Raw genomic sequence first — 14,821 nt, 5'->3', positions numbered from 1 at the left:
GTTTTGCCTGGGCAAACCGCCTCGCGCCTTTCCCGGCAAAACCACGGCACGGTTTTGCTGGAATTGCTCTGGAACCGACGGTGCCGTCATGCTCATGACATTGGCTCCGAATTTGCGGCGTCAAGCCCGTATTTCAAAACAACTGCCGCCGGCATGGTGCTCCAGCCCTGAAGCAGGGAACCGCGCCCATAAGGCGGCGAGAAATATTCCACCGCACCGATCCAGCCGTTGTCGAGGCAGGTTTCCCACCAGCGCGTCAACGCATAGCGCGCACCACCAAGTCCGTGACGAAGGCGTTCTTCGGCATAGGCGCCATCCCAATAGGGCCAGTCCGAGCCATTATGGTAGCGGTAGGGAAACGCGGTCTTGGATCGCAGATCGCTTTGCCGCTTGAAGGGCGGATAGGCGCACATCACCCCCCAACTGCCATACGGCTGCTCCTGATTGTGGCGCGTTTCCAGTTTGCTTTCAAAAGCTTTCAGCAATCCGACGGCCTTCTGCTCCGAAATCGCAGCAAATCGGGACAAGGTCAGGCTGTCGAGGGCCAGATGATCCTCGACAAAAGCGCCAGGCGTTCCGTAGTCGGCATATCCTCCCGTCGCCGGGACGAAGAGTTTTGCCTCGATTTCCTGGCGGGCAAGGTCTGCTGTCCTGCGGGCGCGTTCGGCAAGCTTCGGATCAAGATCCTCGCCAAGCCTTGCCACCGCGTCCATGGCGCCGACGAAAAGGCCCAGATCGTATGAGACCAGGCCTTCACGATAGACGTTGTCGGCCCAGTCCCGATCGTTGCGCGGCTTCAGCGGCAGAACGCTGTCAGGGCCGGCCAGGCTGAGATAACGATCAACTATTGCCCGAACCGTTGGCCAGTGCAGTTGCACCTCGGCTAAATCCTTCGTTGCGCTGAAATAGTCGCTCAGGAAGAGAACGAAGAAAAGCGGGCTATCGAAGTGGTCGCTCCACCAATCCTGCGGTCGATTATGGTACTCCGGAACGGCTCTTTTGTGGGTTTTGGGATTGGCCTTGCTGTCGGCGACAAACCGCTGCCAGGCCTCCGATTGCGCAGGCCCTGTCAAGATCACGCCGCTTGGGGCTTCTCCATCCGGCTGCACCCCCTTGGCCAGCAGCCGGATTTCGTCGCGCACCGCCTCGGGGGCAAGCGTCAGGAGCGGCTGCATCGTCCAGTAGCCATCGCGGTAATAGGTCCGCGCCGGAGCACTATAGGCCTGCCCGGCGGCAAGGCCGGCGAAGGCGCCGTTTTCGTCGCGCCGGATGCTCGAAAGGGCGGCATGGGTCCCCTGGCTGACCATGCTGCGCATCAGCGGGTCGGCCTCTGGCGTCAGATCGCACCGCGCCACATATTCGGCGGCTTCGGCAATGATCGCTTCGCTGGTGAGGTTGAGAGCGCTTTCGGCTTCGTCTCTCGAAGCGCCGACGGCAATCCGCAGATCCGGACCGAGAGCGTCGACAATGAGAACGCCCCAGGCCATTTCGAAAGTCCGCCGATGCCGGGTCCGAGTGAGCTTCGCCCTCGCACTTAGGCCCTCCGGCTCGTGCCACCAGGCGCAACGACGCGCGGGATATACGCCCTGAAGGCGCACACCGCAGATCAACATCACCGGCAGCGACTGCGCAACGAAGACGCCGCCATGTTTGGAAACCATACGGTTCGGGGCAAAGCTATAAGGGCCCTCGATTGCAGAAAATCTCACGCGCCCCAGGCTGCCGGCGCCCCAAAGGGCGAGATCGGCATATCCGTCCGGATGAACATCCGCCTGAAGGCGTGGCGCCATTATCGGCAGTAAAACGCCGTCTTCGGCGAAAAGCTGTCCATCAGTCGAGGGCTTTATCATTGGCAATCCCCGCACGTTTGATCCCAGCCTACAGGCGGCCTTCCTTTTGTCAAGGACATAGACAAAGCGATGGCCACGGTGTACTGAAAATGGGTACGCACACTTAGATAATGCCAAGAATGCGCCGCGCCGCGATAATGGGCAGCCAATATCGCCCTGATTAAGTATGTGTCCCGAACTAATTGAACCGAGCTAGCTGGATGACAATGACCGCCTCTGTCGTACAGACTCCGATCGCACGGAAAATTTCAACCAATGCCGTGATCCGCACCGTGTTGGCGAGCGGGTCGATCTCTCGCGCCGATATCGCCAAGCTCACCGGCCTATCGAAACAGACGATCTCCGATGTCGTGCGCGATCTTGAGGGTGACGGATGGCTCAAAGCGATCGGGCAGACCGACGGTCGCCCCGGCCGCAATGCCATCATCTACGAAATCAATGCCAGGGCGGGACTGGCCGCTTCCATCGATCTCGGGGGCACCAAGATTGCTGCGGCTATCTGCGATCTCTTGGGAAATGTGGTTGCCGAAACCAAAGTGGCCACCGATCCGCGCGGCGGAATGCATCTCGTCAATCAGTTCAGCGATATTATCATCGAACTCGCCTCTGCGGCCGGGACGACTGCCGACAAGCTCCGTCTCGCCGTTCTGGGCACCCCCGGCGTGCTCGATCCGGCCACCGGCCATATCAATGTGGCGCCGAACATTCCAGGCATCGACGCCATCAATCTGCGCCAGGTCTTCAGCGAAAAGATGGGCATACCGGTGATCGTCGAAAATGATGTCAACCTTGCCGCGCAAGGCGAGAGATGGCGGGGACACGGTGTCGAGACCGGCAATTTTGCATTCATTGCGCTCGGAACGGGCGTCGGCATGGGCATCATCGCCAACGGTGCCCTGTTGCGCGGCGCGCGTGGCGCGGCCGGCGAGATCGCCTATCTTCCGATCGGCGGAGATGTTTTCGATCCCGGCGGGTTTACGCTTGGGACCTTTGAGAGCGCGGTCGGCAGCGTCGCGATGTTGCGCCGCTATATCGGTTTCGGCGGGCGCAACGCATCCACCGTGGCCGATCTCTTCGCCGCGTTCAATGCCGGAGAGGCAAGTGCTGCGGCCGCAATCGAAGAGACGGCAAGACTGGTGGCGGTCGCCATTGCGGCCATCGGCGCAACTCTCGATCCCGAGCTGGTGATCACCGGCGGCAGCATCGGCGCGAGACCGGAACTGGTAAACGCCATCCGGAATTTCCTGCCGCGTTGCACGCCCTACCCGCCGCGCATCGAGATCAGCCGCTTCGGCAACCGGGCCGCCCTGATGGGAGGCATGGGGATCGCGGTCGAGCGTATGCATGACGATCTGTTTGGGGTGAAATTGAAGGAGGCCTGATCGGCCTGCACCACTTGAGAAGTACGGTGAATGCGCTAGATTTTCGGTCATGATAACAGCAACACAGATACGCGGCGCACGCGCCATGATCGGCATGAGCATCGAAGAGTTGGCCGCCGCAAGCGGCCTGCCGGTCGAGACCGTAGCGGCGCTCGAGACAGGCGAGTTTACGGGCGAGCCGCATGCGCTGTTCGATGTGCGCAGCACGCTCGAGGCGCACGGCATCATCTTCCTGTCGAGCGGCAATCAGGATGAAGGCGGCCCCGGCATTCGGTTGCGCGCGCGCACCTCCAGCGACGACGGCATCCGCCCGGAAAACCTCAACGCCGCCAACGACGACTGACGGAACCAATCCGCCATCGATCGAGCAGAACTGAATATCAGAGATAGGTCTTTGCAAGATCGGCGAGTTTGCCGCTGTCCTTCACGCCCTGCCGGTAGAGCTGAATGATGACCGCACCGATCCGCTCGGCCTCGGGCGTCGTCCTGACGAGGCCGCGCTCGTCGCATACCTTGTCGAGCACACCAGACAACAGATCGAGATCTTCCGAAAACAGCGGTAAATCATGCGGATGGATTGATGATCGTAACATCACGCCGCATTTCCTCCGAGGGCAAACGCATCCACGCTTGCATTGCCGGCCGCCCTCCGCAACCGGCAAAAACGATTATGCGCGAGGGCTTGAACTTTAGCAACTATGCAAATTCCCCCAAAACAAGATTAGGGAACAAAATTTCGTCTCGCGCGTTGCGGCGGCCTTTGAGGCAGGAACCAGTTGGTCCGGACGTTGGGTAAAACACGCCTTCCCTCCTCCGTCCGGGTCTTTTTCTCCAGAGAGCAGCTTGATCGTTTCCACCGTCTGGGAAGCCGTCGAATATTTCAAACCATGGCGAAGCAGCCAAGGCATCCTATCGTCGCGCCGGCGCTGCCTGGATGCGCTTGACGGTTGCGCAGCCCGCGCGGCGGGATTCTTCATCACCGCGGCAAAGACGGCGGGATTGTTGCTGTGGGATTAGCTGCGGCGGCCGCCGGCCGCGAACTGGGGATGGATAAAGCCTTCGGTGATCACCTTGGCGGTAAGCTCGATCACCCGTTCCTCGGCGAGTTCGGCGAGCGCGAGGGCAACATCACCCTCCGACCAGCCGGCTTTGACGGCCTCGTCGGACAGGGCCTGGAACGCACTGGAGAGGGCCTGTCTGCAAGTGAGATTCTGCTTCATATCCGCCATGGGTTCGCACTAGGCTGTTGTGACCAAGGATAATGTTAATCTACACATATTCACAGGAATGCGAAGAGATTTCACGTTTCTTAACTTCAAAAACGGGTTATCTACTCTAAACTTGATGTAGTCTTAACAAATTCCAACAAATACCGTCTTTCTGGATTGAAACAGCACAAAAGAGAACTATTGGATTTATTCAGTCTGCACTTTCAAAGGGTGTTTTATAACGTTATTTATCTTAAATAGTTAAAGCGCGTGCGCCGACCCAGCAACTATTTGAGCCACGACGGCAACATTGCGACCCCGTTTTCAGCACCTTCACGGCACCCTGTCAATCAGCTTCGGATCTTTCATGAAGGCGATCCTCGAGCGCCAGTCGTCCGCGATGAACGGGCTGGAGGATGCCGGGCAAACGGTACAGCCAGACGGCCTGGCGCCTCAGCCGCTGCGAGCGTCTTAGGTGCTAATCACTTTAATACCACAGCGGCACCACACTGCCGTCAAAGTCCGCCGTACCATTGTGTCTGCGTATCATCGGGTTGACGAGCCCACTACTCCAGGAGGCAAAATGTCTATCGAACTAGACGCGACGACCTATGTGCATGCCAAGCAGACGACCGCCCATTCCTATATTTTGCCGGCCGTTGTGGATGTTCTCGAGAATAGTTTTCAGGAGGCAAACGAAACGGCGGTCTTCGACCTCGGCTGCGGTACTGGCGGCGCTGCAGCCGTGCTTGCCGGAAAAGGTTATGACGTCGTCGGTGTCGATCCGTCCGCGGACGGTATTGCGAAAGCAAGAACGGCCCATCCCGATCTGCCGCTGGAAATCGGCTCCGGCTACGAAGATCTTTCCAGCCGGTATGGGACCTTCGATGCGGTGATCAGCCTCGAAGTGGTGGAGCACGTTTATGACCCCAAGGCTTTCTCGGCCACCATGTACGATCTGGTGAAGCCCGGCGGCATCGCGGTGATGTCGACGCCGTTTCACGGGTACTGGAAAAATCTGGCCTTGGCCGTCAGCGGCAAGATGGACGACCATTTCATGCCGCTCAAAGACCATGGCCACATCAAATTCTGGTCTCCCGGAACGTTGAGCACGCTGCTGCTGGACACAGGTTTCGAAGACGTCGACTTCGAATATGTCGGGAGAATTCCGCTGCTGGCAAAATCGATGATCGCGATCGCTCAGAAACCACACTGAAGGTCCACCGTTCTTCGCAATGACTGCGAGAGTGGCCGCCACATGAAGCGTGATGTTCTGACTGGATTTCAAGGGGATAAATGGTCGGGGCGACTGGACTCGAACCAGCGACCCCTTGACCCCCAGTCAAGTGCGCTACCGGGCTGCGCTACGCCCCGACCTGCCGAAACGGCTTGCTTCGTTTAGTTTTTCGGCGCGCGCAATGCAAGCGGAAAAACCTTGCCTCCGACAAAAAGAGGCCGTTTATCGGAATGTTCAGATCGCGGCGATCGTCAGCCGGCCTTCGGCGGTTTGGCGGGGCTGCCATGCCTGGTAGTTGTCGATGGAAAAATGCGGCGTTTCGAAGGGCGTCGCGTGGGTTTCCGTAATCACCGTGACGTCGGCGCCGGCGGCCTCGCCGGCGAGAATGCCGGCGACGGCATCTTCGAAGACCAGGCATTTCGAGGGATCGACGCCGAGGCGGCTTGCGCCGAGCAGATAACCTTCGGGGCTGGGCTTGCCCGATTTGACCTCTCCGCCGCTGACGATGACCTTCGGCATCGGGATGCCGGCCGCAGCCATGCGGCGCTCGGCAAGCTCGATCGGCGCCGAGGTGACGATTGCCCATTTGCCGTCTGAAATGGCGGAGAGGAAGCGGATGGCGCCGGGTATTTCGACGATGCCGGAGACATCCTCCATCTCCTCGGCGAGCAGCAGGTCCGCCTCATGGGCCGGATCGACGCCCGGCAGGCCGAGCCCGCGGATCACGTCGGAAGCGCGGATGCCGTGGATCGTCTTCAGGAAGACCTCCGGCTCGAAGCCGTGGCGTCTTGCCCACCCGCTCCACACCCGCTCGACGACAGCAATGGAATTCAGCAGCGTCCCGTCCATGTCGAAGAGGAAGGCGTCGTAGGACTTGTCGAGGATGTCATGGAGAGCGGGCACGGGCGTTTCCTTGCGGGCGCTGCAGCGCCGCGCGCCTTTTAGGACACGCAAAGGACGCCGGAACATTTTGAACTACACAGGCGAGTAGCGGAGGGCGACGGCGGCGTCAACGCTAGTCGTTGACGTCGACGTCAACGCTAGTCGTTGACGTCGGGATGGGTGACCTTGCGAACGTCGGCAAGGCCGCGGGTGGCATCGCGGTTGCCGGTCGCGGCTGCGGCTTCAAAGATACGGGTCGCATCACCGTACATTTTCAGATTGAAGTAACAGTAGCCGCGCAGGACCATCAGATCGATACGTTCCTGCTGCAGCTGGGCACGCTGATCGAGATAGACGAGGGTTTCGCGGTAGCGCCCGGCGTCGAAGGCCGAAAGCGCCCGATCGGCGAGGATCGCCACCTGGAGCTCGGCGGCGCGCTGGCGGCTCTGCGGCGCCTTGGTGGCGGCGACGGCGGCATTGCTGGAAAGGCCGGCGCGCAGATAGGCAAGACTCTGGCCGTAGGCTGCGTCTTCGCGATCCTTGCGGAGCGGGCTCTGCAAGGCCGCCTCGAAGGCGGAGATCGCCTCCATCGGCCGGTTGATGTCCATCAGGCACCAGCCGCGCGACAGCGCGTCGGACGGGCCGAGCTGCGCCGCATCGACAGTCGTCGAGCAGCCGCGTGTCTGGCGCGGACCGCGCTGGACGGTCACCGTCTGCATCCCCGGCCTTGCCGTGCGAACGGCCGCATCAGGCCCCGGCTGCAGTGCGGTGGGGCGCTCGGCCGGAAGCGGCTCGGCCGTTACCGCGGGGCGCTGCGGCGGCTGGGTCGGCTGCACCGGCTGCTGTGGGGCAATCGGGCTCTTTTCCGGCTGCAGCGGAGCGCCGTTGGGGCTCAACGAAGACGTGTCTTCAAGATTGGTGATGCGCGTCGACCGGCCGGCCCAGGCGTGCTGGATGGCGAGCACGGCCTTGCGGTCGTTCAACTGCTCGCGGGTGACGGCAAGCCCATAGGCGGAGGGTTCGTCATCGGGTTTCCAGGCAAGGGCCGTCTCGAACCAGCGTGCGGCAGTCTGGAACTGGTTGAGGGAACGGGCATACCAGCCGAACTGCTGCGCCGTCGGCACGTATTTGCGGGCAATGACCTCGGCGGCGATGCGATGCAGCACGTCTTCGGCGAGATCGGCCGGCGGCTGCAGCGCCATCAGGTTGGCGGTGGCAGCGAGATAGGTGGCGCTCGCATCATCGGACTCGGCGCGCCAGCGGAACATCACGTCCTCGGCTTCCTGAGGCGCCTTGCGGGCGATCAGCGCCAGCGCCAGCCCTTGCGAAGCAGTCGCCGAATCCTGCTTGGCGCGGGCGGCGCGGAACCATTTTTCGGCATCGGCGTCGTTGTTGCGGCGAAGCTGATACCAGCCGAGCAGCAGCGCGTCGGAGGCCAGGCCCTGGCTTTCTGCGAGCTTTTCGAGGCGGGAGACATAGTCGGGCGCGATGGCGAGCTTCGGATCGTCGTTGCCTTCTGCCATGAAGCGTCGGGCGAGGTTGTCGCGGATCGCATCGAATTCCCTGCTGCCGTCAGTGGCGGCAGGCTTCTCCAGCGCGAGCAACCCCTGCATCGGCTGATAGGAAAGCAGCGTGGAGGCCTTTTCGATCGTTGCCTGTCGTTCGGCCGGATTGGTGCAATTCTTCAGGATATAGGTGTAGGCATCCTGGCCGCGCTGTTCCCTCTCCGTCTGAATGAAGGCTTCGGCAACACGCCAGAGAACGTCGACCTCGCTGCAGGTGAGCAGGCTCGGCGTGGCGGCCGCGATATCGACCACCGTCGCATATTGCTTGAGGTCCGAAGCGTTGACGAGACGGGCACGGGCCTCGGCAACGTCGAGCCGGTCGAGCAGGTCGGCCGGCGGCTGCCATCCGGCGCCGGCTGCCTGACGATCGGAGATCGCCTTGCGCAACTCGGCATAACGGCCATCCGAATAGAGCTGCCACATGGCCTCGAGCTGCTTGTCGCCGTTTTGCGGCACGGCGAGCGGATCGGCCGGCGGAACCCAGTTCGGGTAGAGCGCCTGAAGGCGGGAAATTTCGGCCTGCAGCCGCACCTTGTCGCCGCGGCTGGCGAAATAACGAAGCGCGCTTTCATCGACGGCCGGCTGCGTCGAGGCGGCGGCCTGCTGCGGCGCCGGCGGCTCGGAAACGGTGGAAGGCGTGCCCGGCGCCGGTGAGGTCGCCGTTTGAGGCTCAGACGGCAGTGCGGCGGATGGCGGGGCTGCGGGCTGCTGCGCGACAGCATTCGGATCTGAAGTATCCGATGCCGACGGCGGCGAGGAGGTGATCGCCTCGATCTTGTCGGCGACGAGTTGCGCATTGAATTCGGAATTGCCGGCAGCCTCGGTCGGCTTGATGCGGCCCATCATCATCAGTTCCGGCGCCGGCTTGCCGGCAGCGCCAAGCCCTAACCTTTCCTGCAGAGCGGCACGGTCCTTCAGCCCGGTGACGAGGGTCGCCACCACCACTGCCGCTGAAACTGCCACGAGAGAGGACTTCACAGACACTCCGGATGCTTCTCCCCGATATAAGCCAGCCCCAGCAGTTGAAGGGTGGATGGATAATAGAGCGCGGGCGCAAATTGCAGGGCCGAGCTCGGCAGCTTGGTCCCATCGACAACACAGGCCACAACATCGTTAACAATTCGATAACCGGGGTCCGGCAGCAGGGTCTTCGGCCGGCCGGTGGTCAGATCGATGGTTGCGGGAACGCCGTCTTGCGACATCCCCTTTTGCAGGCGCACGAGCAGCGCCTTGTTGGTGATGCCGCCGCGCGCGAGATAGAGCGGGATGCGGATGGCGTTATATGAGAACTCGGCGTCGAACCCCTTCGCCGGCCGCGGCTTATCGCGCAGGCTCACCCATTCGGCGGGAAGCTTGCGCGGGCCGAACTGCATCGTGTTCAACAGTTCCACGCCGTCATCCGACAGTTTTTTCCAGGCATCCGACGGCGCGAGAGCCGACATCACCGGGATCGCCTCGTAAATCCAGTAGGACGGGTTGACAACCGGGCCGTCGTCCCGGTCGTCGCCGGTAAAACCCTGGGTTCCCGGCAACAGCAAGGTGCGGCCCTCAGACCTAGCGACGGTTTCGGCAAGCAGAGCCTGCGCCATACGGGAGGCGGCGAGGATATAGTCGTCGCGCTTCCACGCCGTGCCGGCAAGCGCCAGCGCATAGGCGATCAGCATGTCGCCATCGGTGGCATTGTTGGTATCGGCCACATGCGGCCTGACGTTCGGATCCCATTTCCAAACGGCCAGGCCATCGTCGCGCAGCAGCAGCTCGGTGCGGGTAAAATACCAGATCTGCTCGAAATCGGCTGGGTTGGCTGCGAGATAGGCAAGCAGCAGGCCATAGCCCTGCCCTTCGCTGTGGCTGATATTGCCGTTGCCGTTATCGACGATGCGGCCGGTCGCATCCAGAAACTTCGCCTTGTAGGCCGACCACGCGCCGGCATTGATCATCGCCTGCTGCGCGACGGCGGGCTCGCCCGGCGAGGCAAGCGCGACCGTGGCCGCCAGCAGGAGCGCGCGCAGCCGCCTCATTTCGACCGTCCCAGCCGTTTGAGCATCGTCGATGTGGTGACCCCGATCAAAAGCACGAAGACAACCAGCAGGGAGGCATAGGAGAGGATGTTCGTCGATAGCCAGTTGGCGGCGATCAGGCGGTAGTTGGCGATCGACCAGGGCATGGACGGCACGAAATCGAAACGGGTCACGGGCAGCGCCTCGATCTTGCCCGTCCTGCTCGAATAGGTGGTGATGTGGCCTGATATCTGCGGCCAGTTCAGCTGCGACGTGAGAACCTCGAGCCCTTCACGCAAATCCTTCGCCGAGGGCGCCGTTACCACCGTCCATGAACCCGCTCCAGTGGGGCTGGAGCCCTGGGCAACCAGCAGCGAGGCGGCGTTGGGCGGCGTAAAAATCTCCTCGGCGCCGGGCACGAATTGCAGCGAACTGCGGGAGATGTCGAAATTGCGCGACACCCACTCGCGAAAGGCCGTGACGCGGCTGCGCAAGACACCGCCGCTGACTTTGGAATTCCACTCCTCGAAGGCCGTGCCGGTGTCGACGACGCCCGGCTGCGCATCCGTCACGGGACGCCACGAGGCCTGGCTCGCCGTGGAGATATTGGCCTGCGACAGCGCGGTTGCCGGCATCTGCGAGATGGAGCCGATGAAGATCGCGTCGCGATCGCCGATCGTATTCGGCGAGGCGACGGTTTCGACGGCGATCGGATGGCCGGCGGTAATCGCCATCTGGCCAAGCAGGGTGGCGGCGGCCGACAGCGTGTCGGCGTCGATGCGGTCGATAAAGAGCGGCGTCGGCTCCGTGGCCCGGCCATAGGGATAGGCAGTGCCGGCCATGGCAGCCAGATTCGGACGCTGACCGACGCGGGCAAAATCCGGAATGTGCAGTTCGGAGGTATCGAACAGGGCAAAGCGCGGCGTTGCGCCGGCGGTTGCGCCCGGCGCGCAGACGGCATCGTCCTTGGTCATCAGGATCGCCTCGATCGCCACCGTGTTCAGACCGGGCTTGAAGTGGCGCATCGTCACGCGGATCGGCAGATGACGGAGAATGCCGCCCGATGTCGTGGTGATCGGCACGGTAGAGGCGATATTGTCGTTGACGTAGATATCGATGTGGCTGCCGGGCAGCACGTTATCGGTATAGGCGGCGTCGAGCAGCACCTTCGCCTCGCCATAGGCATTGGCATAGAAGTCAGCCGGCACGGCGATATTGAAGCTGGTCCGCAACCGCCGGCCGGAAAATTCGGTGGTCTTCACACCGAGCTGCGACAAAGCGATGTTCGTATCGGAAAAGACCAGCGGCGCGTTCGGCGCGCTCCAGCGCTCGGTGGTCAGCACGTCGCGGCGGACATCCGAGGGCCTGTCCGTCGGCGAGACGATGGTATCGATCGCCGAGGAGACCGCCTGCCACGAGGGGCCGCTGATCAGAAGCACCGGTGAGCCGCTGCGCGGATCGGTGACGAAAGCGGCGAGCGCCGCGCTCTCGGCGCCGGCCGGCAGGCCGGGAAAGAGCGGCCGCAGTTCGGCCGCGGTGCCGACGAGCACGCTGAGCTTGCCGGCACCGCCGGCCGGAAGGGAAGCGGTGCTGAAGGCAAAGATCTGGTTCGGCATGCTGCTCAACACCGACAGACCCTGCGCCAGCCGCAGCAGCGGCTTGGTGGTTCCCGGCTGCTCCAGCGCCGGGACGACGATGTCGAACTCGGTCTTGCCGGCGCCGTCGACGCCGATGGCGCGGATCGCATCGGCGCTCGCCGGCTCTGCGGCATCGCTGCCGGCAAAGCTCAGATAGGTTCCTGCCGGATCGATATTCGACCACAATTCATAGGTGGACTGGATGCTGCAATCGGTGCGGTGGCGCTGAGCGGCTTCGAAGCTGACGACATTGGCGCCCGGCTGCAGCAGACCTGGCGGAACCGCGAAGGTAACGGCCGACGGGCCGTCCGGCGAGCCGACGCGCTGCTGGCCGATCGGGCGGTTGTTGAGATAGACGGTCAGCGCCGAGGCCTCGGGCGCGACAACGATCGAATTCTGGTAGGCGAAGGTGAAGCTCGCCCTGGCGGCCGCCTGTTCCGGCGTCAGATAGACGGACCATGACCGCCGGTCGTATTCACCGGTGAGACCGAGCTTCGAAAAGGGCACGACATAACGGCGGACGCTGCCGGGGCGCTGACCCGGAGCCGTATCGGCCGCCGCGGCCGGCTGCAGCGCCGGCGACTGAACGACGATCGGCGGAGGAACTGGCGCAGGTGCCTGAGCAGGAGCCGACTGGGGTGCCGGCGCCGGCAGTACGGAAACCGGCGGGGTGACGGGAACCGGCGCAGCTGCTGCCGGCGGCGTCGCTGCCGGCGCAGGCGGCGGCGTCAATCTCGGGGCCACGGAGGCACCGGGCGGCCGCTCGCCGGACATGTCGAAGGGTGCCGTCTGCGCCTGGGCGAAGGCGGAGGCATTCAGGAGCAGAAGCGAGGCAGCGACGATCCTTCTCATCCGGCATTGACCTTTGCCGCCTGCTGCTGGGCTTCCCGCTCCGGCCGCATGCTGCGGAAGAAGTAAACGAGGCCGCGGCTGGTCTGGTAGAACGACAGGCCGAGGAACCAGATGGTGCCGCGGATCAGTCCCGGATTGCGGCGGCGCGAGGCCTGGAACTCCGTCCACTGGCCTGAGTTGGCAAACATCAGGTCGGCGATCAGGCGATGATCGAGCGCGCTTTTCGGAACGTACTGGCAGCCGACATTGCTGATGTCGCCCGATGGCTCGATATTGCGGACGATCAGCGGCAGGGTTTCCAGATCCGCGCCGCTATAGGGCCGGAAGCGGATTTCGCCGAGGGCGCCGACCAGCATCTCGTCGAGCTGTTTGTTGAAGATGTGAAGCCTTGCGCCATGGACGGAGACGTCCTCGATCGAGGCCGCGTACCACTTGCCGTTGGCACCGAATTCACAGCGCCGGTTGACGCGGACGCGGCGGGACAAAGCGCGCTCGCCGCGCTCCGAGACGACACCAAGCGCGCAGCCGGCCATGATCAGGTTGATGAGGTTCCATCCACCGACCACGAGCGTGACGTCGGCCTTATAGGGCTCGGCATAGATCCTGTAGATAGTGATGACGAGCGCGATGATCTGCACCGCGAAGATGACGAAGAACGGACGGCTGATCTCCGACAGGCGGCTGACGGCGATCGATTCGTCCTTGGCGGTGACCTTGAAGGTCGGCTTGCGCGGATTGAGCATGACGGAGACGACGGCCGGCAGCAGATGCACCGTCTGGACATATTCATAAAGCTCGGAAATCCATGGCCAGCGGAACGACCCGTAGAGGTAGTTCTGCATCATCAGGTTCACCAGCATATAGGCCAGCGTATAGGCCAGGAATTCGCCGCCGGAGGCGGTGAAGATTTCCAGGTCGAAGAACAGATAGAAGAGCGGCGCAAACAGGAAGATGGTGCGCGGGAACGGGAAGAGCCAGAAAAGCGTCGAAGACATGTAGCAGAGGCGCTGCGGGATCGACAGGCCGCGCTTCAGCAGCGGGAAGCGGAAGCGCAGGATCTGCATCATGCCCTGCGCCCAGCGGCTGCGCTGGCCGATGAAGCTGGCGAAGGTGGCCGGCTGCAGACCGGCGATCAACGGCTTGTCGACATAGATGCTGTTCCAGCCGCTGCCGTGCAGCGCCAGGGCCGTCTCGCAATCCTCGGTGATGCTGATGCCGGAAAAACCATTCTGGGATTCGAGCGCCCTGCGGCTCAAAACCGCCGCCGAACCGCAGAAGAACGCGGCATTCCATTTATCGAGGCCGCGCTGGATGATGCCGTAGAACATCTCGTTCTCGCTCGGCATCTTGTCGAAGGTGCGCAGGTTGCGCTCCAGCGGGTCGGGATTGATGAAGAAGTGCGGCGTCTGGACGAGGAAGAGCTTCGGATCGTCTTCGAAATAACCGACGGTCTCGAGCAGGAAATCGCGGGCCGGTGCGTGGTCGGCATCGAAGACGGCGATCAGTTCACCGCTCGAGTGTTTCATGCCGTTGTTGAGATTGCCGGCCTTGGCATGCTCGTTGCGGTCACGCGTGAGGTAGCTGACGTCGAGATCCTCGCAGAGCTGCTTCAGTTCGATATGGCGAGCGGCTGCCGCCTGGGCTTCGAGCAGCTTGCCGGAATTGCGCTTCTGCAGGGTGCCGCCGTCATCGAGCAGCCAGACATGCAGCTTGTCGGCCGGATAGTCCATGGCCTTGGCGGCGGCCAGCGTATTGCCGAGAAGCCCGGCGTCCTCATTGTAGGACGGCACGAAGACATCGACATGCGGCAGACGCCCGGGATTGGCGGCACGGGAAGGGCGCGGCGGCAGTGGTGTGGCGACGATGAAGAGGCTGAGCGCCAGCATCGCGACGCTGTACATTTCGGCAAGGTAAAGCAGCAGGCCGGGAATGAAATTCCCCGGCTGATTCAAAGGCGGCAGCGTATTGGTGGTGCGCCAGTAGACGTAGCGCAGAACGATCGACGTGCCGAAGGCGAGCGCCACCAGGCGCCAGGTCCCCTCGCCTTTCAAAATCTTGATCAGCGCCATCACGGTCACGACAGTGATGCTGGTGATCAGCTGGGTCTGCAAATTAACCGGCAGCGTGATCAGCACGATCATGCAGAGCGAAACCACGGCCCATATGATGACACTGCGGGCTTTGCGCATCGACGTTCCTTCGAAATTG

Annotated in this window: 12 protein-coding genes and 1 tRNA gene; 4 read left to right on the top strand and 9 right to left on the bottom strand. The window is 62.5% G+C overall.

Annotated features, from left to right (window positions below; genetic code table 11):
• Positions 1–92 precede the first annotated feature (92 nt).
• The gene (locus RHEC894_RS07670) at positions 93–1,850 is read right to left on the bottom strand and encodes a glycogen debranching protein (protein WP_085736838.1); all 1,758 of its coding nucleotides are present in this window, start codon (positions 1,848–1,850) and stop codon (positions 93–95) included.
• Between the two features lie 200 nt (positions 1,851–2,050).
• On the opposite strand from RHEC894_RS07670, the gene RHEC894_RS07665 reads away from it, so the two are divergent.
• Both RHEC894_RS07665 and RHEC894_RS07660 read left to right on the top strand, forming a co-directional pair.
• On the top strand, positions 2,051–3,232 hold the full coding sequence (locus tag RHEC894_RS07665) for an ROK family transcriptional regulator (protein ID WP_085736837.1): 1,182 nt from the start codon (positions 2,051–2,053) through the stop codon (positions 3,230–3,232).
• A 49-nt stretch (positions 3,233–3,281) separates the two neighbouring features.
• A complete protein-coding gene (locus RHEC894_RS07660) occupies positions 3,282–3,575 on the top strand; it encodes a helix-turn-helix domain-containing protein (protein ID WP_085736836.1) in 294 nt (97 codons plus the stop codon).
• Between the two features lie 37 nt (positions 3,576–3,612).
• On the opposite strand, the gene RHEC894_RS07655 is transcribed toward RHEC894_RS07660, so the two are convergent.
• Entirely contained in the window at positions 3,613–3,825 is a 213-nt protein-coding gene (locus RHEC894_RS07655; RefSeq protein ID WP_085736835.1) for a hypothetical protein, read from the bottom strand.
• 250 nt (positions 3,826–4,075) lie between these two features.
• Between RHEC894_RS07655 and RHEC894_RS32325 the strand changes: the two genes are divergently transcribed.
• Entirely contained in the window at positions 4,076–4,249 is a 174-nt protein-coding gene (locus RHEC894_RS32325; RefSeq protein WP_010069105.1) for a DUF982 domain-containing protein, read from the top strand.
• On the opposite strand, the gene RHEC894_RS07650 is transcribed toward RHEC894_RS32325, so the two are convergent.
• Positions 4,246–4,461, bottom strand: a complete 216-nt coding sequence (locus RHEC894_RS07650) for a hypothetical protein (protein ID WP_010069104.1) — start codon at positions 4,459–4,461, stop codon at positions 4,246–4,248. The genes RHEC894_RS32325 and RHEC894_RS07650 overlap by 4 nt on opposite strands.
• A 562-nt stretch (positions 4,462–5,023) precedes the next feature.
• Here RHEC894_RS07650 and RHEC894_RS07645 point away from each other — a divergent pair.
• Positions 5,024–5,656, top strand: a complete 633-nt coding sequence (locus tag RHEC894_RS07645) for a class I SAM-dependent methyltransferase (protein ID WP_010069103.1) — start codon at positions 5,024–5,026, stop codon at positions 5,654–5,656.
• Between the two features lie 81 nt (positions 5,657–5,737).
• Here the strand turns inward: RHEC894_RS07645 and RHEC894_RS07640 are convergent.
• From RHEC894_RS07640 to bcsA, 6 genes are all read right to left on the bottom strand, one after another.
• Positions 5,738–5,814, bottom strand: a tRNA-Pro gene (locus RHEC894_RS07640).
• A 97-nt stretch (positions 5,815–5,911) separates the two neighbouring features.
• Positions 5,912–6,580 carry an HAD family hydrolase gene (locus RHEC894_RS07635; protein WP_085736834.1) on the bottom strand — a complete coding sequence of 223 codons (669 nt, stop codon included), beginning with the start codon at positions 6,578–6,580 and terminating at the stop codon, positions 5,912–5,914.
• Between the two features lie 137 nt (positions 6,581–6,717).
• The gene (locus tag RHEC894_RS07630) at positions 6,718–9,102 is read right to left on the bottom strand and encodes a cellulose synthase (protein WP_085736833.1); all 2,385 of its coding nucleotides are present in this window, start codon (positions 9,100–9,102) and stop codon (positions 6,718–6,720) included.
• Complete coding sequence (locus RHEC894_RS07625; RefSeq protein WP_085736832.1) at positions 9,099–10,145, bottom strand: glycosyl hydrolase family 8; 1,047 nt, start codon at positions 10,143–10,145, stop codon at positions 9,099–9,101. Before RHEC894_RS07625 ends, RHEC894_RS07630 begins: the two co-directional genes overlap by 4 nt.
• Entirely contained in the window at positions 10,142–12,613 is a 2,472-nt protein-coding gene (locus tag RHEC894_RS07620) for a cellulose biosynthesis cyclic di-GMP-binding regulatory protein BcsB (protein WP_085736831.1), read from the bottom strand. Before RHEC894_RS07620 ends, RHEC894_RS07625 begins: the two co-directional genes overlap by 4 nt.
• Complete coding sequence (gene bcsA, locus RHEC894_RS07615; protein ID WP_085738897.1) at positions 12,610–14,802, bottom strand: UDP-forming cellulose synthase catalytic subunit; 2,193 nt, start codon at positions 14,800–14,802, stop codon at positions 12,610–12,612. The genes RHEC894_RS07620 and bcsA overlap by 4 nt, the downstream gene beginning before the upstream one ends.
• Positions 14,803–14,821: the final 19 nt, after the last annotated feature.

The sequence above is a fragment of the Rhizobium sp. CIAT894 genome (genome assembly GCF_000172795.2).
Classification (GTDB): Bacteria; Pseudomonadota; Alphaproteobacteria; order Rhizobiales; family Rhizobiaceae; genus Rhizobium.
Note: the sequence above shows the minus strand (reverse complement) of the source record. Positions and strands in the feature narration are given on the sequence as shown.